At 65.2% G+C, this 20573-nt stretch carries 17 protein-coding genes; 11 read left to right on the top strand and 6 right to left on the bottom strand.

Annotated elements, in window-relative coordinates:
* Positions 1–45: 45 nt before the first annotated feature.
* Complete coding sequence (locus tag GA0061099_RS26815) at positions 46–1254, top strand: ABC transporter substrate-binding protein (RefSeq protein WP_050995928.1); 1209 nt, start codon at positions 46–48, stop codon at positions 1252–1254.
* Between the two features lie 16 nt (positions 1255–1270).
* Positions 1271–2449, top strand: coding sequence for a cytochrome P450 (locus tag GA0061099_RS26810; protein WP_074448129.1), 1179 nt, complete (start codon positions 1271–1273; stop codon positions 2447–2449).
* Between the two features lie 30 nt (positions 2450–2479).
* On the opposite strand, the gene GA0061099_RS26805 is transcribed toward GA0061099_RS26810, so the two are convergent.
* Positions 2480–3199, bottom strand: a complete 720-nt coding sequence (locus GA0061099_RS26805) for a hypothetical protein (RefSeq protein ID WP_036024916.1) — start codon at positions 3197–3199, stop codon at positions 2480–2482.
* Positions 3200–3484: 285 nt separating this feature from the next.
* Here GA0061099_RS26805 and GA0061099_RS26800 point away from each other — a divergent pair, with 285 nt between their 5' ends.
* The 4 genes from GA0061099_RS26800 (at position 3485) to GA0061099_RS26785 (ending at position 7173) form a co-directional block, all read left to right on the top strand.
* A complete protein-coding gene (locus tag GA0061099_RS26800; RefSeq protein ID WP_036006409.1) occupies positions 3485–4408 on the top strand; it encodes an ABC transporter ATP-binding protein in 924 nt (307 codons plus the stop codon).
* Positions 4405–5166, top strand: a complete 762-nt coding sequence (locus tag GA0061099_RS26795) for an ABC transporter permease (RefSeq protein ID WP_036006407.1) — start codon at positions 4405–4407, stop codon at positions 5164–5166. The genes GA0061099_RS26800 and GA0061099_RS26795 overlap by 4 nt, the downstream gene beginning before the upstream one ends.
* A 163-nt stretch (positions 5167–5329) precedes the next feature.
* Positions 5330–6139 (top strand): L,D-transpeptidase, encoded by an 810-nt coding sequence (locus GA0061099_RS26790; RefSeq protein ID WP_081492937.1) that lies wholly within the window; start codon positions 5330–5332, stop codon positions 6137–6139.
* 38 nt (positions 6140–6177) lie between these two features.
* Entirely contained in the window at positions 6178–7173 is a 996-nt protein-coding gene (locus tag GA0061099_RS26785; RefSeq protein ID WP_036024914.1) for a glycerophosphodiester phosphodiesterase, read from the top strand.
* Positions 7174–7279: 106 nt separating this feature from the next.
* On the opposite strand, the gene GA0061099_RS26780 is transcribed toward GA0061099_RS26785, so the two are convergent.
* The gene (locus GA0061099_RS26780; protein ID WP_036024912.1) at positions 7280–9559 is read right to left on the bottom strand and encodes a fused MFS/spermidine synthase; all 2280 of its coding nucleotides are present in this window, start codon (positions 9557–9559) and stop codon (positions 7280–7282) included.
* Between the two features lie 230 nt (positions 9560–9789).
* Between GA0061099_RS26780 and GA0061099_RS26775 the strand changes: the two genes are divergently transcribed.
* Positions 9790–11400: a phytoene desaturase family protein gene (locus GA0061099_RS26775; RefSeq protein WP_036024911.1), complete on the top strand. Its 1611-nt coding sequence runs from the start codon at positions 9790–9792 to the stop codon at positions 11398–11400.
* 274 nt (positions 11401–11674) lie between these two features.
* Here the strand turns inward: GA0061099_RS26775 and GA0061099_RS26770 are convergent, their stop codons facing one another.
* On the bottom strand, positions 11675–11830 hold the full coding sequence (locus GA0061099_RS26770; RefSeq protein WP_085968950.1) for a Flp family type IVb pilin: 156 nt from the start codon (positions 11828–11830) through the stop codon (positions 11675–11677).
* A 163-nt stretch (positions 11831–11993) separates the two neighbouring features.
* On the opposite strand from GA0061099_RS26770, the gene GA0061099_RS26765 reads away from it, so the two are divergent.
* Complete coding sequence (locus GA0061099_RS26765) at positions 11994–12881, top strand: 50S ribosomal protein L11 methyltransferase (RefSeq protein WP_036024909.1); 888 nt, start codon at positions 11994–11996, stop codon at positions 12879–12881.
* A 39-nt stretch (positions 12882–12920) separates the two neighbouring features.
* On the opposite strand, the gene GA0061099_RS26760 is transcribed toward GA0061099_RS26765, so the two are convergent.
* Complete coding sequence (locus GA0061099_RS26760) at positions 12921–13100, bottom strand: hypothetical protein (protein WP_036024908.1); 180 nt, start codon at positions 13098–13100, stop codon at positions 12921–12923.
* A 187-nt stretch (positions 13101–13287) separates the two neighbouring features.
* On the opposite strand from GA0061099_RS26760, the gene GA0061099_RS26755 reads away from it, so the two are divergent.
* Both GA0061099_RS26755 and GA0061099_RS26750 read left to right on the top strand, forming a co-directional pair.
* Positions 13288–15117 carry an aminopeptidase P family protein gene (locus GA0061099_RS26755; RefSeq protein ID WP_036024907.1) on the top strand — a complete coding sequence of 610 codons (1830 nt, stop codon included), beginning with the start codon at positions 13288–13290 and terminating at the stop codon, positions 15115–15117.
* A gap of 232 nt (positions 15118–15349) precedes the next feature.
* On the top strand, positions 15350–16624 hold the full coding sequence (locus GA0061099_RS26750) for a multidrug effflux MFS transporter (protein WP_036024906.1): 1275 nt from the start codon (positions 15350–15352) through the stop codon (positions 16622–16624).
* Positions 16625–16799: 175 nt separating this feature from the next.
* On the opposite strand, the gene ppdK is transcribed toward GA0061099_RS26750, so the two are convergent.
* Positions 16800–19715 carry a pyruvate, phosphate dikinase gene (gene ppdK / locus GA0061099_RS26745; protein ID WP_036024905.1) on the bottom strand — a complete coding sequence of 972 codons (2916 nt, stop codon included), beginning with the start codon at positions 19713–19715 and terminating at the stop codon, positions 16800–16802.
* 96 nt (positions 19716–19811) lie between these two features.
* Complete coding sequence (locus tag GA0061099_RS26740) at positions 19812–19967, bottom strand: DUF3096 domain-containing protein (RefSeq protein WP_008562090.1); 156 nt, start codon at positions 19965–19967, stop codon at positions 19812–19814.
* 223 nt (positions 19968–20190) lie between these two features.
* Between GA0061099_RS26740 and GA0061099_RS26735 the strand changes: the two genes are divergently transcribed.
* The gene (locus tag GA0061099_RS26735) at positions 20191–20544 is read left to right on the top strand and encodes a DUF1236 domain-containing protein (RefSeq protein WP_036006381.1); all 354 of its coding nucleotides are present in this window, start codon (positions 20191–20193) and stop codon (positions 20542–20544) included.
* Positions 20545–20573 lie beyond the last annotated feature (29 nt).

Here is a 20573-nt window from a genome sequence, read left to right as displayed (position 1 = left end):
TAACTATTATAGAGCGGCACCAAGACCGCCCATGGGAGGGACACAATGAACAGCAAATTCCTGCATAAACTGTGCATGGTGGCCGCGGTGCTGACCGCCGCACCGGCCTTGGCCCAGGACGTCGTGAAGATCGGCATCCTGAACGATCAATCGGGGCCGTTCGCGAGCTATCAGGGCATCGGCTCGGTCGTCGCCGCCAAGATGGCCGTCGAGGACTATGGCGGAAAGGCCGCCGGCAAGCCGGTGGAAGTCGTTGCGGCGGACCATCAGAACAAGACGGACATCGGCATCGGCATCGCCCGGCGCTGGTACGAGAACGAGAGCGTCGATGCGATCTTCGACATTCCGAACTCGTCGATTGCGCTCGCCGTGGCCGGCATGAGCGCCGAGAAGAACAAGGTCTTCGTGGGCTCGGGCGCCGGCACGGTGCTTCTGACCGGGGAGAAGTGCACGCCAAACACCGTGCACTGGACCTACGACACCTATTCCTACGGGCGCGGCCTCGGCAAGGCCATCGTGCAGCAGGGCGGCAAGAAATGGTTCTTCATCACCGCGGATTACGCGTTCGGCCATGATCTGGAAAAGCAGGCCGCGGAAGCCGTGAAAGCGTCCGGCGGTGAGGTGCTCGGCAGCGTGCGGCATCCGTTGGGCACGGCTGATTACGCCTCATTCCTGCTCCAGGCCCAGGCGTCGGGTGCGAGCGTCATCGCATTCGCCAATGCAGGGGACGATACCATCACCTCGATGAAGCAGGCCGCCGAGTTCGGGCTGACAAAGGATCACAAGCTGGTCGGATTGATCCTCGGCATGAACGGCCTTCCCGCGCTTGGGCTCAAGTTTGCGCAGGGCGCGCAGATCATGAATCCGTTCTACTGGGATCTGACCGACGGCACGCGTGCTTTCGCGAAGCGCTTCGCCGAACGCATTCCCTCGAAGGCCTATCCGAACGACATGCAGGCCGGCGTCTATGCCTCGGTCATCCACTACCTCAAGGCGGTCGACAAGGCCGGCGGCGCCAAGGACGGCAAGGCCGTGGTCGCGACGATGAAGCAGATGCCGACCGACGATCAGTTGTTCGGCAAGGGCTACATCCGCAAGGACGGCCGCAAGATCCATCCGCTCTACCTGTTGCAGGTCAAGGCTCCCGAGGAATCGAATTCGTCCTGGGATCTGCTGAAGGTCGTTGCCACGATCAAGGGCGAGGACGCGTTCCGGTCCGAGAGTGACGGTCAGTGCCCGCTCGCAAAGCAATAGCGGTTCGGAGCTGACCATGAGCGGCATTGCATCCAGTCCGGTCGATCCGTTCGCGCCCGGCTTTCTGACGGATCCCTATCCCGCCTATGAGGCGCTGCGCGCAATCGGGCCGGTGTTCGAGGTGGAGCGCTACGGCGTGTGGGCCATGGCGCGCAATGCCGAGGTCGAAGCGGCCCTGAAGGACTGGAAAACGTTCATCAGTGGCGAGGGCGTCGGGCTGAACGGGATGAACCCGGCGCTGCCAAAGCCGCTGACCCTGCAGATCGATCCGCCCGACCACGACAAGGGCCGCCGCGTGCTCGGCCGCACGCTGTCTCCGGGCGTCGCAAGGAAGCTGCGCGAGACGTTCCAGCGCGAAGCAGAGAGGAAGGTCTCGGAGCTGATCGACAAAGGCACGTTCGATGCCGTGACCGATCTTGCGGAAGCCTATCCGATGAAGGTGTTTCCGGACGCGATCGGCATCCGCCCCGATGGGCGCGAGAAGCTGCTCGCCTGGAGCACGTTCGTATTCAACAGCTTCGGCCCGGAGAACGAGATCCTCGCGGCGTCGCGGAAGGACGGTCTCGCGGCGCAGAGCTGGATCATGGAATGTTGTGCGCGCGATGCGCTACGGCCCGACAGCCTCGGCATGATGATCTACCAGGCGGCCGATGAGGGCGAGATCACCGAGCACGAGGCCACGCATCTGGTGCGGCCGTTCCTCACGGCCGGGATCGACACCACCGTCAATGGCATCGGCAATACCCTGCTCGCGCTCGCCACCCATCCGGACGAATATCGCAAGCTGCACGAGAAACCAGAGCTGGCACGCAACGCCTTCGAGGAAGGTCTGCGCTACGATACACCGGTGCAGACGTTCTTTCGTACCACCTCGCGCGATGCCGAGATCGGCGGCGGCATGATCCCGGCGCACCGCAAGGTGCTGCTGTTCATGGCCTCCGCCAATCGCGATCCCGCACGCTGGGACAAGCCGGCCCGTTTCGACGTGGAGCGGGTTGCGACCGGCCATGTCGGCTTCGGCGCAGGCATACACGCCTGCGTCGGCCAGATGATCGCGCGTCTGGAGGGCGAATTGATCTTCGGCGAGCTCGCAAGGCGCGTGAAGACGATCGAGCTCGCGGCGGAGCCGAAGCGCAGGCTCAACAATTCCCTGCGCGGGGTGGAGAGCATGCCGGTTCGCGTGACGCCAGCTTAGGCGGCATCACGCGGCAGGATGCGCGACGGCTCAATTCCTCGCCGGATCCGTTGCCGCCGCCGCGCGTGCGGGCCGCGGCGCAGCGGGTTCGGCGACTCGCGCAGCCGGGGCGCGCGAGCGCATGATGGCGGCGTCGATCTCGGCGATGACGCGGCGCTGGATCGCCTCGTTCTTGTCGATCGAGATGTGGCCGACGCCACTGCCGCGGATGTCGACATTGTCGAGCTTGCCGCGGAACCCGGCCGCGGCCCGCACCGGCTCGCCGGGGCCATCGCCGATATAGATGTTGATGTAGCGTTCCGCGCCGGTCGAGAGCTTGGTCTTGAACACGGAGTCGAGGCCGATCGCGAGCTTCACGGGCACGCCGAGCTGGTTGAGCTTGGCGATCATGTCGGGCAGCGCGGTCGCACCCGAGGAATGGCCGACCAGGATGATGGTCTTGAGCCGACCGGCCTTGTAGGCAGCCGCCGCTTCATCGGCGAGCGAGGACCAGGACACGAAATTGGCGACGGTCACCGGAACGCCCTGCGCCTGGAGCCGGGCGCCGATGGTGTCGAGGCCGAGCGAGAAGATGTTGAGCACGCCGCGGAGCAGATAGACATGCGTGGTCGCCGCCGCGGCCTGGCTCGGCGCGGCCTTGGCGGTGGTCGGGCTGATGGCAACAGCTGACAGCAGGAGCAGGCCCATCGCCCAAACACGGAGGGCGGACAATTGGCTGGCGCCGGCGGTGTGACGGCCGTTCGGTCTCATCGATCTTTTCCCTGGAGACAATACGCTTCGCGATTGGCCGGAATCGTAGCCACGGCGCGCTCGCAGACGCAACAAAGAGGCGCGTGAGCGCCAATCTTAGCAGCAAGCCGTGACCATCGCGCAACACTTGCCCGGAACATGCCACTAAAGCGCCTGTTTTGAGACCATTTTTCTCCGGGGAATTGCGGAGGGACAATGGCGTTCCTATTTCAGGGCTCCGCCGACCTGTCCTCCTGGATGGTCCGGCCCCCTCCCCAGCCTTTGCTCCTCAGCCTCGCGGCCATCATGTCTTCCATCATCTCCGTCGCCAATCTGTCGAAGACCTATGGGTCCGGCTTCAAGGCGCTCAAGAACGTCAATCTCGACATCAAGCGCGGCGAGATTTTTGCGCTGCTCGGCCCCAACGGCGCCGGCAAGACCACGCTGATCTCGATCATTTGCGGCATCGCCAATCCGAGCGAAGGCCGCGTCCTGGTCGGCGGCGAGGACATCCAGACCTCCTACCGCAAGGCGCGCTCGCTGATCGGCCTCGTGCCGCAGGAATTGCACACCGACGCCTTCGAGAGCGTGTGGGCGACCGTGAGCTTCTCCCGCGGCCTGTTCGGCAAGCCGAAGAACCCCGATCACATCGAGAAGGTGCTGAAGGCCCTCTCGCTGTGGGACAAGAAGGACAACAAGATCATCACGCTCTCCGGCGGCATGAAGCGCCGCGTGATGATCGCCAAGGCATTGTCGCACGAGCCGCAGATCCTGTTCCTGGACGAGCCGACCGCCGGCGTCGACGTCGAGCTGCGCAAGGGCATGTGGGAGGTGGTACGCGGGCTTCAGCAATCCGGCGTCACCATCATCCTCACCACGCATTACATCGAGGAAGCCGAGGAGATGGCCGACCGCATCGGCGTCATCAACAAGGGCGAGATCGTGCTGGTCGAGGACAAGACCACCTTGATGCAGAAGCTGGGCAAGAAGCGGCTGACGCTGCATCTGCAGAACAAGGTGACGGCGTTGCCGGAAAGCCTCAGCCAATACGAGCTCGAGCTCTGCGACGGCGGCGCGACGCTGGTCTACGATTACGACACCCAGGGCGAGCGCACCGGCATCACCAGCCTGCTCGGCGATTTGCGCGCCGCCGGCATCCGCTTCAACGACCTCGACACGACGCAATCGTCGCTCGAGGACATCTTCGTCGACCTCGTGAGGACGTCATGAACCACCGCGCCATTCGCGCCATCTACCTGTTCGAAATGGCGCGCACCTGGCGGACACTGCTGCAAAGCATCGTCTCGCCGGTGGTCTCGACCTCGCTCTATTTCGTGGTGTTCGGCGCTGCGATCGGCTCGCGCATCAGCGAGGTCGAGGGCGTCAGCTACGGCACCTTCATCGTGCCGGGCCTGATCATGCTCTCGGTGCTGACGCAGAGCATCGCCAACGCCTCCTTCGGCATCTACTTCCCGAAATTCACCGGCACGATCTACGAGATCCTGTCGGCGCCGATCTCCTATTTCGAGATCGTGCTCGGCTATGTCGGCGCCGCCGCCACCAAGTCGATCATCCTCGGCCTAATCATCCTGGCGACCGCCGGGCTCTTCGTTCCATTGCATATCCAGCATCCGGTCTGGATGCTGGCCTTCCTGGTGCTGACGGCGGTGACGTTCAGCCTGTTCGGCTTCATCATCGGCATCTGGGCCGACGGATTCGAGAAGCTGCAGATGATTCCGATGCTGGTGGTGACGCCGCTCACCTTCCTCGGCGGCAGCTTCTATTCCATCGACATGCTGCCGCCGACATGGCGCACAGTCGCGCTGCTCAACCCGGTCGTCTATCTGATCTCCGGCTTCCGCTGGAGCTTTTACGAGATCGCCGACGTCAGCGTGTCCGTCAGCATCGGCATGACGCTGGCGTTCCTGGTGATCTGCCTGGTCGTGATCTGGTGGATTTTCCGAACCGGATACCGGCTCAAGAACTGACCACGCGGCGCTCGCGAAAATGTCAGCGCCGCCGGCCGGCGCGGCACAAAGCGGCCTTGCTTACGCCTGCCATCACGTTAACGATGGACAGGCTGGCCGCTGGAACCAACGCCGGGCTGCAGGCATAATGCACGCCGGGGGACGGAGAGCCGCGGCGCTAAGCATGAACAGGCCGGAGGCCAGAAGTCAGATGCGTTCGTTTTTTATTGCTCTCACATCCCTGATGCTTTTGAGCGCGGGCACCGCGCAGGCCAAGGTCGAGATCACCGTCGACAAGGACAATCAGCAGATGACCGTCGCCGTCGACGGGGTCGCGCGCTACCGCTGGCCGGTGTCGACCGGCCTCCCCTCGCGCGAGACGCCGAACGGCGCCTTCCGGGCCTTCCGCATGGAAGAGGATCACTACTCCAAGGAATTCGACGACGCGCCGATGCCGCACGCGATCTTCTTCACCAAGGTCGGGCACGCCATCCACGGCACGGACTCGGTCGGCCGGCTCGGCTCGCCGGCATCCCATGGCTGCGTGCGCCTGTCGCGCCAGAATGCCTCGACGCTCTATGCGCTGGTGCAGCAGCAGGGCGTGCTCAACACCACGGTGACGCTGACCGGCTCGGCCCAGGTGGCGCTGGCGCGCAATCCGCGCGGCCGCAACAACACTGCGGTGGCCCGCGCCCCGCAGCCGGCCGAAGACCAATACGCCACCACCGGCGCCCCCGTGGACCTGACCCCGCCGGCGCAGCCCGCGCGGCGCTACATGCCGCAGGACGACAATTACATCTACCCGGCCGACGGCAGCGACACCGGCGCGCGCTATCCGGCGCCGCGCTCGGCCACCCGCCCGCTCTACGACGCGCAGGTCTATCAGCAGCAGCCGCGGCCTTATTACGACCAGGGCTACGGCCAGCAGGGCTATTACTATCAGCCGCAGCCGCGGCAGGTTTATCAGCCGCGCGGCTACTACTATCAGAACTGACCCGGCGACCATCAACCGCCCTTGACCGTCGAGGCACCATGCCATCACGTGCCACGACAATCCCGGTGCTGCTCTCGCTGCTCACTGCCGGACAAGCCATGGGATCTGATTTGGCCTTCGACCTCGAGGCGCATCGCGGCGGGCGGGCGCTGCTGCCGGAAAACACCCTGCCCGCCTTCGCCCATTCGCTGACGATGGGCGTGGACACGCTGGAGCTCGACGTCGGCGTCACCGCCGACGGCGAAGTGATCGTCGCGCATGAGCGCGGGCTCAATCCCGATCTCGCACGGCGGCCCGATGGCGCCTACATCGCTCCGCCCGGCACGCCGTTCGTGAAATTGCGGCTCGACGAGATCAGGACCTATGACGTCGGCCAGATTCGGCCGGACAGTGCCTATGCGAAACAATTTCCGGGCCAGCGTGCCGTCCCGGGGACTCGCATTCCCACCTTGCGCGAGCTGTTCGCGCTGGTGCGCAAATCCGGCAACAGGCAAGTGCGCTTCAACATCGAGACCAAGATCGATCCGAACCGTCCCGATGAAACGCTTGATCCGCAAGAATTCGTCGCGAAGCTGCTCGGGGTGATCGAGACCGAGGGAGTCTCCGATCGCGTCATGATCCAGTCGTTCGACTGGCGAACCTTGCGTCGCGTCCAGCAGCAGGCGCCGAACATCCCGACCGCGTACCTGACGATCCAGCGCAGCCTGGCTCCGACGGTAGCGCTCGACAAGGCGACAAACTGGACGGCGGGGTTCAACCCGGCCGATCACGCCGGCTCGCTGCCGCGCACGATCAAGGCTGCGGGCGGCGCGATCTGGTCGCCCTATTTCGGCGACGTGACCGCGCCTCTGGTCTCCGACGCCCACGCGCTCGGACTGCGCGTCGTGGTGTGGACGGTGAACAAGCGCGAGGACATGACGCGCATGATCGAGCTCGGCGTCGACGGCATCATCTCGGACAGGCCGGATCTATTACGAGAGGTGGCCGGCGCTAAGGGAATTGCGCTGCCGGTGGGGACGCCCGTGGCGCCGTAGTTGCGATGCCTCGTAGCCCGGATGGAGCGCAGCGAAATCCGGGACAGTACCACGCCGGGAGCGCCCCCGGATTGCGCTTCGCTCCATCCGGGCTACGAAGAGAGCCCTACTCGCCGTCCTTCCAACGCCGATATAGCGCGCCCAGGATGTTGGAATAATCGTCGGTCCAGACCCGCGCTCTGTCGTCGGCTTCGGTCTGTTCCCATTGCTTGGAGGACGCGAGCCTGCCGATGTCGGCCTCCTCGCGCGCGGAGATGACGACGTCGGTGGAGAAGATGTAGTCACCATCGCGCCCGGAATCCTCGTTGAAGACCCAGCTCTTGAGATCATTGGCGTCCGCGATACCGACGACGACGGTTTCGAGATCCAGATGCCGGTTCGAGACGTGCATCACCACGGCACCGTGCGGCGCGAGCTTGTCCTTGTAGATCTTCATCGCCTCTTCGGTCGCAAGATGGATCGGGATCGCGTCGGACGAATAGGCGTCGACGATGACGAGATCATAGGCGCCGTCGGGCTCCTTGGCGAAGGTTAGGCGCGCATCCCCGATGACGGGCTTCATGTCGGGCATGCAGCTCGAGATGTAGCGGAAATTCCTGGGATCACGCGCCGCATCGACCATGGACTGGTCGATCTCGAAGAAGGTCCAGTCCTCCCCCTGCTCGGCGGCGCAGGCGAGCGTGCCGGAGCCAACGCCGATCGCGGCAACCTTCAGCGGCGCGCCCTTACGCTCGCGGATCGCGCTGACCGCCTGACCGATGCCGCCGTCCTTGTGGTAATAGGTGATCGGCTCGGGCCGGCCGGCAACAGGCGTGCCGTCATTGTTGCGGAAACGCTCGGCGCCATGAATGGTGGTGCCGTGCATCAGCACGTGGAAATAGCCGCCGGGCGTCACCACGATCTTGTGCACGCCGAAGAAGCTGCGCACGGTCGTGACGCGGCCCTCGTCCGCGGGATAGACGCGGATCAACGCCAGCGCCAGCACGACGGTGGCAAAGATCTTCCAGCGCCCGGCATTGAGGATCAGCGCGAGCAGCGCGGCGAGCACGCCGACGGCGCCGGCGACCCAGACACGATGATCCTCGAACCAGGTCGAGAGGCCACCGGTCGTATATGACGGCGCGATGAGCGCCACCGCAAGCGCGGCGAGCGCCAGCCAGTACCATTTGACGATTGCGGCCAGCCGCTCATTCCCGGACGGACGGCACAGCGCGGCAAGCGCGATCAGGATCGGATATTCGGCGATCCACGAGAAGGTGAAGGGCGCAACGAGCCCCGCGAACAAGCCGCCGACCATGCCACCGAACGACAACGCGACATAGAAGCCGGTGAGATATTTGGCGGCAGGCCGCGTCCGCGCCAGCTCGCCGTGGCAGGCCATGGCGATGACGAAGAAGCAGAGTTGATGTCCGCCGAGGGTCAGCAGCAGGTTCTGCTCGCCGCCGAAAGCCAGCAGGACGACGACGCCCGCAATCGCGACCGGCTGGAGCATCAGCATCCATTTGTGCGGCAGCAGCGGCCGGGACTGGAACACGACGACCCAGGTCAAGAGGTAAAGCGACAGCGGCAGCACCCACAAAAGCGGCGCCGCCGCGACGTCGGTCGAGATGTGCGCGGTGACGGCGATGAGCAGGCCCGATGGCACGGCGGCGAGGAAGATCCAGCGCAGCCGCGTCAAGAGGCCGGGCGCGGGTGCATTCACGTCCTCGGCCCGCGTGTCGGTCAGCGCCAACTTCGGCGAACGCAACAACAGCACGCCGCAGGCGCCGATGAGGAGGATCAGCAGGCCATAGCCACCCGTCCAGAACCGGTTCTGCATCTGCAGCGTGAACATCGGCTCCAGCAGGAACGGATAGGACAACAGCGCGAGGAAGCTGCCGATATTGGAGGAGGCGTAGAGGAAATAGGGATCATGGCCGGCCGGATGGCCGGTGCGGACGAACCAGGCCTGCAGCAGCGGATTGTTGGCGGCGAGCGCGAAGAACGGTAGCCCGATCGAGACCGCGAACAGGGCGAGCAGCCAGATTGCGTAGCCCGAAGCCGGCGGCTCGCCATAGGCGGAGGCGATGCCGAGCGGCAGCGTCGCGAAGGCGGCGAGCAGTAGCACCAGATGCACCGCCACGGGGACGATCCGGTTCCGCGCCTGCATCAGCAGATGCGCATAGGCATAGCCGGCCAGCAGCAGCGACTGGAAGAACACCATCGCCACCGACCACACCGCCGGCGAGCCGCCGAGCCGCGGCAGCACCATCTTGGTAAACAGAGGCTGCACGGAGAACAGCAGCAGCGCGCTGACGAAGATGGCAGCGGTGTAGACCGCCAGCAGCAGCCGGTTGCGCGACGACGACGGCTGCTCCGTGGCGGCGGGTTGCACGATCGAATCCATGGAAGCTCCGGCTCAAACCCCGGCGGGCGCCGGATCGCGCGCAATGGAGCACAAGGCGCCTGGACGGGCAATAAAGTGTGGCGTGATGTTGCAGCAAGGAATGCCTGATATAGAGATGTCGTTCCGATGCGACGCGCGACATCGAACCCGGAACCTCGAGATTCTCCGGTGCGGAGCCCGCATCATAGTTCGGCTCTGCCGAGTAGCCCCGGAATTATGCCAAGGAAGTCATGACAGATACCGACGTCATCATCATCGGCGCGGGACATAACGGCCTCACCTGCGCGACCTATCTGGCGATGGCGGGCCTGCGCGTGCGCGTGGTCGAGCGGCGCAAGGTGGTCGGCGGTGCCGCGGTGACGGAGGAGTTTCACCCCGGCTTTCGCAATTCTGTCGCCGCCTACACCGTGAGCCTGCTCAATCCGCAGGTGATCCGTGACCTCAAGCTTGCCGAGCAGGGCCTGCGCATCGTCGAGCGGCGTGCGCAGAATTTTCTGCCCGCGCCAGACGGCAGCTATCTCCTCACCGGCGAGGGGCGAACGAAAGCTTCGGTGGCGCGGCTCAGCGCGCATGATGCGGAAGCGCTCGACGGCTTCGCGCGCGAGCTGGAAGACATTGCCGACGTGCTCAGGCGGTTCGTGCTCCGCGCGCCGCCGAACCTGCTCGACGGTTTTGGCACCAACGCGGTCCGCGAGGCCGTGAACGCTTTGCAGAGCGCCAACATTCTGCGCGGCCTGACGCTGGAACAAAGCCGCAGCCTGCTCGATCTGTTCACGCGCTCGGCCGGCGAGATGCTGGACGAACGTTTCGAGCACGATCTAGTCAAGGCGCTGTTCGGCTTCGACGCCATCGTCGGCAACTATGCCAGCCCCTACGCCGCCGGCTCGGCCTATGTGATGCTGCATCATGCGTTCGGGGAGGTGAACGGCAAGAAGGGCGTGTGGGGCCACGCCATCGGCGGCATGGGCGCGATCACGCAGGCCATGGCGCGCGCCGCGCGCGACCGCGGCGTCGCGATCGACACGGATGCCAGTGTGCGTGAGATCATCATCGAGCGCGACCGCGCCGTCGGAATCGTGCTGGAGAACGGCTCTGCGATCCGCGCGAAATATGTCGCGGCCAATGTCAATCCAAAGCTGCTCTACACGCGCCTGATCGCGGCCGATGCTCTGCCTGCGGACTTCCTCGCCCGCATGCGGCATTGGAAGAACGGCTCCGGCACCTTCCGGATGAATGTGGCGCTGGACCGCCTGCCCTCCTTCACGGCGCTCTCAGGCGAGGGCGATCACCTCACCTCCGGCATCATCCTGGCGCCGAGTCTGGGCTATATGGATCGCGCCTGGCTCGACGCGCGCGCGCAGGGCTGGAGCCGCGAGCCTGTCGTGGAAATGCTGATCCCCTCGACGCTCGACGACACGCTGGCCCCGGCCGGCAAGCATGTCGCGAGCCTGTTCTGCCAGCATGTCGCACCAGGGCTTCCCGATGGAAAGTCGTGGGATGACCATCGCCACGAGGTCGCCGATCTCATGATCGCGACGGTGGATAAGTACGCGCCGGGATTTGCGGCAAGCGTGCTCGGCCGTCAGATCCTGTCTCCGCTCGATCTCGAGCGGCAGTTCGGGCTGCTTGGCGGCGACATCTTCCACGGCGCGCTGACATTGAACCAGCTGTTCTCGGCGCGGCCGATGCTGGGCCACGCCGACTATCGCGGGCCGCTGAGAGGCCTCTACCATTGCGGATCCGGCGCCCATCCAGGCGGCGGCGTCACCGGCGCGCCCGGCCATAACGCCGCGCAGGCCATCCTGCGGGATCACCGCGCCCTGTTCGGGAGCCGTGGATAGGGCTGTGGATTGGCGGTGGACAGGCTGTCGAAAGGCCTGTGAGCGGCCAGAGGAGGCCTGGGCGATACGGCCAGGAGCGATCCTGGGGAAAGCCGGAGGGAAATCGGCGGGGCGATCAGGGGAAAAGTGGTGGACAAAGTCCGGACAAGCAGGCGGATAAGCTGTGAAGTCGGGCTGCAAAAACGACCTCGCCCGCCAGGGGAAACCCCTAGCGGGCGGTGATCAGGAACAGCCTTTGAAGAAAATAGCCCCCGCTGGGAAATGGCGGCGGAAATTACTTCAAGGAGGTGCTAATCGAAGTGAACTTCTCGTTCATGGTGGTGCCCAGGCCGTTCACCACGGTAATGATCGCCAGGGCGATACCCGCGGCGATCAGGCCGTATTCGATCGCGGTTGCACCGGACTCATCCGACCAGAACTTCTGAATCATGCGCTTCAAGACTCGCCTCCGTTTCAATTCAAAGCTGCGTGGACTTGCTTGTACATCCGAAAATATACGGGCCACACACTGCAGGCGCGTTAATATGGGAACCTCAACTTGTCCGAAAACTGGGCAGCAAAAGTTCCAAAAATTGAACGCGACGGAACCCTGAATGCAGCCTTCCCCGACCTATCGCGCCAGCTTTTCGATCGGCAATGAAGCCGACGCCAAGCGCCTCGTCGACGTGCTCACCGAGGTCTTTTTCGACGGCGATGCGGCGGTCGCCGCGTTCGAGCGGCCTGACGGACGCTGGGACGTCACGTTGCATTTCGCCGCAGCGCCCGATCAGGCATGGCTGCGCGAACTCGTTGCAACTTCAGCAGGAAATGAGATCGCGGCGACGCTCGTCTTCGACACTGTCGAAGCCAAGGACTGGGTCAAAGCCAGCCTTGAAGATCTCGTCCCGGTGCCGGCCGGCCGCTTCGTCGTGCACGGCAGCCACGATCGCGACCGTGTGGCGCCGAACAAGCTTGCCATCGAGATCGAGGCGGCGCTCGCCTTCGGCACCGGTCACCATGGCACGACGCGCGGCTGTTTACTTCTGCTTGACCATGTCCTGAAGAGCTCCCGCCCAAGGAGCCTGCTCGATCTCGGCACCGGCACGGGCGTGCTGGCGATCGCGGCGGCGAAGGCGCTGCATCGCGCGGTGCTGGCTTCCGACATCGATCCGCCATCGGTCCGGGTGGCCGCCGAGAACGCCACGCTGAACGAAGTTGGCAACCATGTGCGGGTGATCCGCGCGACCGGCTTTGCCGCGCCAGATTTTGCGCGTGCAGGCCCGTTCGACCTGGTGCTCGCCAATATCCTTGCCAATCCGTTGCGGCAATTGGCGAGCCCGATGACGCGGCACCTTGCGCCTGGCGCCCGCGTCATCCTCTCCGGCCTCTTGACGCACCAGGCGCCCGCCGTGATCGCCGCCTACCGCGCCCGCGGCCTCGTGCCGGTGAAACATCTGCGCATCGAGGGGTGGAGCAGTCTGCTGCTGAGGAAGGTGGGATGAACTAACCGCGTCGCGACGGCGGTGCGCTCCCTCGCCGCGCTACTCGGCCGGCTTCACGTCGCGGCGTGACGCGCGCTTGCCCCGCAAGGCGCGCTTGGCGCGGCGCTCGGCGAAACGGTCGATCATCTGGCTGATGAGGCCGCGCGGCTTCTTTGTTACTGCCGCTGTCGGAGCGCGGCGCGCCGGCGGCGAAATCTTCTCAAAGGTGAACGCTGGCATTGTGTGTCCCCTCGCCGTTGAGATGAACCACCCGCTCGAATTTCCCTGTTATCCGGACGAAGCGCAACTGCCGCATCCTTTACTCCACTCGATTCGAATGGAACTATTTCAAGCACAGTCCATGCCAGATGCGACGCAAATGCGTCTACATTGCGGACTGATCTCCATGATCCTAAAGTGATCCACCATGTTCGAAGCGCACTTCCAGACATTCGAGGAGCCGGAGGCCGGCGTCGCGTTGGCGGCACGACTGGCCGCACTTCGCGAAGAACTTGCCCGTCGCAAGTTGACCGGCTTCGTCGTGCCACGTGCCGATCAGCAGCAGAACGAATATGTGCCGCCATCGGAAGAGCGGCTCGCCTGGCTGACCGGCTTTACCGGCTCGGCGGGACTAGCAGTGGTTCTGCCGCAGGAGGCTGCGCTGTTCGTCGACGGCCGCTACACGCTGCAGGCGGCCAAGCAGGTCGATGCCAAGGCATGGGTAGTGGAATCGCTGATCGACCCGCCGCCGGAGAGCTGGGTGGCGGTGCATCTGAAAGCCGGCGACCGCCTCGGATTTGATCCGTGGCTGCACACTTTTTCGGCAGCCGAGCGATTGTCCGCCGCCTGCGCCAAGGCCGGGGCCGAGCTGGTCGCGGTCGACAGCAATCCGATCGACGCGATCTGGCAGGACCGGCCGCAGCCGCCGCTCGCCCCCGTCGCGGTGCACAGCCTTCAGCACGCCGGTATCACTGAAGCGGAGAAGCTGACCCAGATCAGGGCCGAGATCGCCAAGCTCGGCACCGATGCCTTGGTGCTGTCGGACAGTCACGCGGTGGCCTGGACCTTCAACATCCGCGGCGCCGACGTCGCCCATACGCCGCTGCCACTGTCCTACGCGCTGGTGCCGAAGGACGGCCGTCCCACCATCTTCATCGACCACCGCAAGCTCTCCAACCTCACACGCGACCATCTCGAGCAGTCCGCTGACGTGCGCGAACCGGACGCCATGGCGCCGACGCTGATGGCGCTGGCCAAGAGCGGTGCGGCCATTGCGCTCGACAATGCCACAGCGGCCGACGCACTCAGCCGCCTGATCAGCGGGGCCGGCGGCAAGCCGGTGCGCGGCAGCGATCCGGTTGCACTGCTCAAGGCGGTCAAGAACGCGACCGAGATCAAGGGCACCAAGACGGCTCATTTGCGCGACGCCGTGGCGCTGGCGCGCTTCCTCGCCTGGATCGATCGCGAGGCGCCAAGCGGCAAGCTCACCGAGATCGACGCGGTCGAGGCGCTGGAAACCTTCCGCCGCGACACCGGCGCGCTCAAGGACGTCTCGTTCCCGACCATCTCCGGCACCGGCCCGAACGGCGCCATCGTGCATTACCGCGTCACCCGCAAGAGCAACCGGCGGATCGCGCACGGCGATCTCCTGCTGATCGATTCCGGCGCGCAATATGAAGACGGCACCACCGACGTCACGCGCACCATGGCGATAGGCGAGCCGACGGATGAGATGCGCGACCGCTTCACCCGCGTGCTGCGCGGCCACATCGCGATCGCGCGCGCCGTCTTTCCGGACGGCACCACGGGCGCGCAACTCGACACGCTGGCGCGGCAATATCTCTGGGCCGTCGGGCTCGATTTCGAGCACGGCACCGGCCACGGCGTCGGCAGCTATCTCTCGGTGCACGAAGGACCGGCACGAATTTCGAAGCTCGGCACCACGCCGTTGAAGCGCGGCATGATCCTGTCGAACGAGCCCGGCTACTACAAGACCAATGGCTTCGGCATCCGCATCGAGAATCTCGAGCTAGTCGTCGCCGCCGACATCAAGGGTGCCGAGAAGCCGATGAACGCGTTCGAGACGCTGACCCTGGCGCCGATCGACCGCCGTCTGATCGATGTCGCGATGCTGAGCCGCGACGAGCTCGATTGGCTGAACGCGTACCATGCGCGCGTCAGGGACGACGTGCGGCCGGCGCTGGACGAGGCGACGAAGACCTGGCTCGATCAGGCCACGGCGGAGCTGAAGCTCTAACTCCGTCATAAGACTGCCTGCGTAGGGTGGGCAAAGCATCCGCTGCCGCTCGAAGAGCGGAGGCGGATGCGTGCCCACCATCCATCTCCGGGTGACGGCAGCAATGGTGGGCACGCCGCGCAAAGAGCGCGTCTTTGCCCACCCTACAGGCCCAGCGCCTTGACGCCTCGCGCATAGCCGTATGCCGAAATGAGCGTATTCGCTCGCAACGCGATGCGGCTAGTGTCCGGCGATGCACGGCATCATCAGCAAGCCGCCCGAAGCGGCCGGCAACCTCGCGACCTCGCGTCTGGTGTTGCTGCTGCTGGTGGTGATGACCGGGGTCGCACCGATCTCGCTCTACATCCTGGTTCCGGCGCTGCCGGTGCTGGCGACGGATTTCGGCAGCGACATCTCGATCGCGCAGATGACGGTGTCGCTCTACATGGTCGGCATCGCGCTGTCGCAGCTGATCATGGGCCCGCTGTCGGACCGGTTCGGGCGGCGTCCGGTGCTGCTCGGAGGACTTGCACTGATGGTGGCGGCCAGCGTCGCCTGCATTTTCGCCGAGACCCTGCCGCAATTGATCGCCGCACGCTTCTTCCAGGCGCTCGGCGGCGCATCCGGCATGGTGATCAGCCGGGCCATCATCCGCGACATCTACGAGCGCGACCGCGTCGCCTCGATGATCAGCCTCGTGGTCGCGGCGCTGATGATCGGGCAGATGGTCTCGCCGCTCACCGGCGGCCTGATCGAGACCGCGTTGGGATGGCGCGCGATCTTTTATGCCATCACCATCGCCGCCATCGTCGTTGCCGTCGGGATCGCCTTGGCGCTGCCTGAGACCCGTCGCAGCCGCGCCGCCGGCAGCGGCTTCCGCGGCGATATCGGCATGCTCATCCGCAACCGCGCCTTCGTCGGCTATGTGATGTGCCAGGTGCTGGCGTCCCAGATCATCTTCACCTTCGCCGGCGGCGGGCCCTACATCGTGGTGACGCAGATGGGCCGCAGCAGCGCCGAATACGGCGCCTGGTTCGCAACGACGGGCTTTGCGTTTCTGGTCGGCAACCTGCTCTGCGTGCGCTTTGCGCCGCGCCACTCACTGGAGAAGCTGATCTGGTTCGGGCTCGCCCTGCAACTCTGCGGCAGCCTTGCGAACCTGCTCTGGAGCTTCGTCGGCTGGAACGAGGCGCCCGCCTGGCTGTTCGGCACCCATATGATCGTGATGGCCGGCAATGCCTTCGTGATGGCGAATTCCGCCGCCGGCGCCATCAGCATCCGTCCCGAAGCGGCCGGCACCGCCTCGGGCGCGATGGGCTTCCTGCAGCAAGGCATTGGCGCGCTGATGTCGCAGTTCGGCGCCTATCTCGGCGGCCACTCCGCAACGACGCTGCCGCTGACCTCCGCGGTGCTCGCGATCTCGATCCTTTGCGCCTGCGTGATGATGTTCGTCGTGCCCCGCCGCGAGGCGGTAGCGAGCGAGGCGCTGATCGGGCAGGCCGAGGAGGATGAGACGGGGATGATGTGAGGGGCGCCGAGCAGAGTCCCTCTGCGGAACGACTCTGGATTGCTTCGTGGAGCCTGTCATCGGGCCGCGCTTTGCGCGGACCCGGTGGCTCGCAATGACGACGCGGAGAGAGCAGTGCCAAAAATGAGAGGCGGGGCTGGGCCCCGCCTCTCTCAATTCAAGTCTGTGTTTCGGCTTACGCCTGGCTCGCGATCGCCTTGCCGAGCGCGGCCTGCGCCGCTGCAAGCCGCGCGATCGGCACGCGGTAGGGCGAGCAGGAGACGTAGTCGAGACCGATATGGTGGCAGAAGGCGACGGAGGCGGGATCGCCGCCGTGCTCGCCGCAGATGCCGACCTTGAGCGAAGTGCGGGTCTTGCGGCCGCGGGCGACGCCGATCTTGACCAGCTCGCCGACGCCTTCCTGATCGAGCGAGATGAAGGGATCGACCGTGAGGATGCCCTTCGCCACATAGGGACCCAGGAAGCTCGCCGCGTCGTCGCGGCTGATGCCGTAGGTCGTCTGCGTCAGGTCGTTGGTGCCGAACGAGAAGAACTCGGCCGACTGCGCGATCTCGCCCGCGAGCAGGCAGGCGCGCGGCAGCTCGATCATGGTGCCGACCTGATAGGCCAGCTTGGTGTTGGTCTCACGCATCACGGCCTGTGCGGTGGCATCGATCCGTGCCTTGACCAGGTCGAGCTCGGCCTTGGTCGCGATCAGCGGCACCATCACCTCGAGGCCGACGGCCTTGCCGGTGCGCTTCTGCGCCTCGACCGCCGCCTCGAAGATCGCGCGGGCCTGCATCTCGGCGATCTCGGGATAGGCGATGGCGATGCGGCAGCCGCGGAAGCCGAGCATCGGGTTGAACTCCGAGAGCTCCCGGGCGCGGTCGGCGAGGCGCCGCGGGTCGGTGTTCATGGCGCGCGCCACTTCCTCGACCTCGGCATGGGTGTGCGGCAGGAATTCATGAAGGGGAGGATCCAGAAGCCGGATCGTGACGGGCAGGCCCTTCATGATCTCGAACAGCTCGACGAAGTCGGCGCGCTGCATCGGCAGCAGTTTTGCCAGCGCGGCGCGGCGCGACTGCTCGTCCTCGGAGAGGATCATCTCGCGCACCGTGCGGATGCGCGTCTCCTCGAAGAACATGTGCTCGGTGCGGCAGAGGCCGATGCCCTCCGCGCCGAACTTGATCGCGGTGCGCGCGTCGTCAGGCGTGTCGCCGTTGACCCGGACGCCGATCTTGCGGACCTGGTCGGCCCAGTTCATCAGCGTGCCGAACTCGCCGGACAGCTCCGGCTCGATCATCGGCATGCGGCCGGCGAGCACCTGGCCGAGCGAGCCGTCGATGGTGATGACATCACCGGTCTTGAAGGTGCGCGAGCCGATGCTCATGGTGCCGCGGCCGTAATCGACGCGGATGGTCCCGCAGCCGGAGACGCAGGGCTTGCCCATGCCGCGCGCGACCACCGCCGCGTGCGAGGTCATGCCGCCGCGCGTGGTCAGGATGCCTTCGGCGGCGTGCATGCCGTGGATGTCTTCCGGGCTTGTCTCGATGCGGACCAAAATCACCTTGCGTCCGTCGCCCTGAAGCTTGGCCGCCTCGTCCGAGGAGAACACGATCTCGCCGGAGGCCGCACCCGGCGAAGCCGGCAGGCCGGTTGCGATCACGTCGCGCTTGGCGTTGGGATCGATGGTTGGATGCAGGAGCTGGTCGAGCGAGGCCGGATCGATCCGCGTCACCGCTTCCTTCTTCGAGATCAGGCCCTCATTGGCGAGCTCGACCGCGATACGCAGCGCGGCCTTGGCGGTGCGCTTGCCGCCGCGGGTTTGGAGCATCCAGAGCTTACCCTGCTCGACGGTGAACTCCATGTCCTGCATGTCGCGGTAGTGCTTCTCGAGCAGCGTGTAGATCCGCGTCAGCTCCTTGAAGGCTTCCGGCATCGCCGCTTCCATCGACGCCTTGTCGGAGCCCGACTCCTTGCGCGCCTCCTCGGTGATGTCCTGCGGCGTGCGGATGCCCGCGACTACGTCCTCGCCTTGTGCGTTGATCAGGAACTCGCCGTAGAGCTTGCTCTCGCCGGTCGAGGGGTTGCGGGTGAAGGCAACGCCCGTGGCCGATGTCTCGCCCATGTTGCCGAACACCATGGCCTGCACGTTGACCGCGGTGCCCCAGGATTCCGGAATGTCGTGCAGCTTGCGGTAGGTCACCGCGCGCGCGTTCATCCAGGATGAGAACACCGCGCCGATCGCGCCCCAGAGCTGGTCGTGCGGATCCTGCGGGAATTCCTTGCCGGTCTCGCGTGCGACCGCGTCCTTGTACTTGCCGACCAGTTCGACCCAGTCCTCGGCGGACAGATCGGTGTCGAGCGTGTAGCCCTGGCTGTCCTTGAAGGTGTCGAGGATCTCCTCGAAGTGATGATGCTCGAAGCCGAGCACCACGTCGGAATACATCGTGATGAAGCGGCGATAGCTGTCATAGGCGAAACGGCGGTCGCCCGACAGCTCGGCCAGCGCTTCCACGGTCTGGTCGTTGAGGCCGAGATTGAGCACGGTGTCCATCATGCCCGGCATCGAGGCGCGCGCGCCGGAGCGCACCGAGACGAGCAGCGGGTTCCTGGTGTCGCCGAACACCTTGCCGGTCAACTTGCCGACATAGTCGAGCGCCTTCTCAACCTGCGGCTTCAGTTCCTTCGGGTAGGTCTTGTCGTGCTCGTAGAAATAGGTGCAGACCGAGGTCGGGATGGTGAAGCCCGGAGGCACCGGCAGGCCGAGATTGGCCATCTCGGCGAGGTTGGCGCCCTTGCCGCCGAGCAGGTCGCGCATTTCCGTCCGGCCCTCGGCCTTGCCGTCACCGAACGTGTAGACCCATTTGCCGGCCTTCGCCGCTGCCGGCGCCGCCTTGGCAGGCACAACCTTCTTCGGCGCAGGCTTCGCGGCAACCTTCGGCGAAGCCGCCTTGGTCATTGCCTTTGCCACCGGCTTTGCAGTGGGTTTGGCGACCGGCTTCGGCGCGCTCTTGGCCAGCGCCTTGCGGGCCGCCGGCGCGGCCTTCGCCTTGGCGGAGGGCTTTGATTTCGCTGCAGTTTTAGAAGGCTTCGAGGCGGCTTTGGCCATAGCTTGCACACAACCTGCGAGAGGAATGGGAAATCGCGGGCCTTACACCACTTTGGGCGGGCCCGCGCAAGACGGACAGTTCCGAAAAGTGAACGCCTAGAAGCGGAGCCACTTCAGGAGCCCGAGCCCGATCGCGCCGTTGACGATGAGGAAGATCGCGACGATGAGGTTGAGAAGCCGCGGCATGATCAGGATGAGCACGCCCGCAATCAACGACAGGATCGGCGAAATGTGGGCGACGGTGATGTGCATGAACTATCTTTCTGTGAGGTGAGGCGAATCGCGCGCGGATCATAACCGGATGGGTTCCGGGAGTAGAGATGCGCAAGGGCTGCTGCGAGTTCCGGCCTCACGAAAACTGCCCGAAATTGCCGCGAATGCGGCATGCCTTTTCCCGGAACATTGGCTTGAGGCACGCATTGGCAACCGGTCGCGCCGCTCGCGCGCCCGCAGAATCACGTCGAAGGAGTTGTCCATGCGGAACAGGATTTTTGCTCTCGCAGCGCTCGCGGCCGCAACCGGCGCGCCCCTTGCGGCGCAGGCGCAAAGCGATGTCACGATTGGACGCGCGCCCGCCATGGTCGACGGCGCGCCGACGATTGCCGTCGAACAACGGCCCGCCTTCCGCGAATATGTCGTTGAACAACGTGTGCCGCCCTTCCGCATTCCGGATCGCGTGGTGGTCGGCACCACCTTACCCGAGGCAGGCGTCACCTATTATGACGTGCCGCAACGTTTCGGCGCCACGACCTATCGCTACACCGTCGTGAACGGCGAAACCGTGCTGGTCGAGCCGCGCTCGCGCCGCATCGTCGAGGTGCTGGACTAAAGACGCAGCCGCTCCATTCGATGTCCGGC

Origin of the sequence: Bradyrhizobium yuanmingense, assembly GCF_900094575.1 — a bacterium.
GTDB classification, from domain to species: domain Bacteria; phylum Pseudomonadota; class Alphaproteobacteria; order Rhizobiales; family Xanthobacteraceae; genus Bradyrhizobium; species Bradyrhizobium yuanmingense.
Note: the sequence above shows the minus strand (reverse complement) of the source record. Positions and strands in the feature narration are given on the sequence as shown.

Coding starts and splice junctions, on each gene's coding strand:
- GA0061099_RS26770 (WP_085968950.1), bottom strand. CDS start 11,830: ATGATTCAGAAGTTCTGGTCGGATGAGTCCGGTGCAACCGCGATCGAA.
- GA0061099_RS26800 (WP_036006409.1), top strand. CDS start 3,485: ATGTCTTCCATCATCTCCGTCGCCAATCTGTCGAAGACCTATGGGTCC.
- ppdK (WP_036024905.1), bottom strand. CDS start 19,715: ATGGCCAAAGCCGCCTCGAAGCCTTCTAAAACTGCAGCGAAATCAAAG.
- GA0061099_RS26775 (WP_036024911.1), top strand. CDS start 9,790: ATGACAGATACCGACGTCATCATCATCGGCGCGGGACATAACGGCCTC.
- GA0061099_RS26760 (WP_036024908.1), bottom strand. CDS start 13,100: ATGCCAGCGTTCACCTTTGAGAAGATTTCGCCGCCGGCGCGCCGCGCT.
- GA0061099_RS26795 (WP_036006407.1), top strand. CDS start 4,405: ATGAACCACCGCGCCATTCGCGCCATCTACCTGTTCGAAATGGCGCGC.
- GA0061099_RS26755 (WP_036024907.1), top strand. CDS start 13,288: ATGTTCGAAGCGCACTTCCAGACATTCGAGGAGCCGGAGGCCGGCGTC.
- GA0061099_RS26750 (WP_036024906.1), top strand. CDS start 15,350: ATGCACGGCATCATCAGCAAGCCGCCCGAAGCGGCCGGCAACCTCGCG.
- GA0061099_RS26815 (WP_050995928.1), top strand. CDS start 46: ATGAACAGCAAATTCCTGCATAAACTGTGCATGGTGGCCGCGGTGCTG.
- GA0061099_RS26790 (WP_081492937.1), top strand. CDS start 5,330: ATGAACAGGCCGGAGGCCAGAAGTCAGATGCGTTCGTTTTTTATTGCT.
- GA0061099_RS26740 (WP_008562090.1), bottom strand. CDS start 19,967: ATGCACATCACCGTCGCCCACATTTCGCCGATCCTGTCGTTGATTGCG.
- GA0061099_RS26805 (WP_036024916.1), bottom strand. CDS start 3,199: ATGAGACCGAACGGCCGTCACACCGCCGGCGCCAGCCAATTGTCCGCC.
- GA0061099_RS26735 (WP_036006381.1), top strand. CDS start 20,191: ATGCGGAACAGGATTTTTGCTCTCGCAGCGCTCGCGGCCGCAACCGGC.
- GA0061099_RS26780 (WP_036024912.1), bottom strand. CDS start 9,559: ATGGATTCGATCGTGCAACCCGCCGCCACGGAGCAGCCGTCGTCGTCG.
- GA0061099_RS26810 (WP_074448129.1), top strand. CDS start 1,271: ATGAGCGGCATTGCATCCAGTCCGGTCGATCCGTTCGCGCCCGGCTTT.
- GA0061099_RS26765 (WP_036024909.1), top strand. CDS start 11,994: ATGCAGCCTTCCCCGACCTATCGCGCCAGCTTTTCGATCGGCAATGAA.
- GA0061099_RS26785 (WP_036024914.1), top strand. CDS start 6,178: ATGCCATCACGTGCCACGACAATCCCGGTGCTGCTCTCGCTGCTCACT.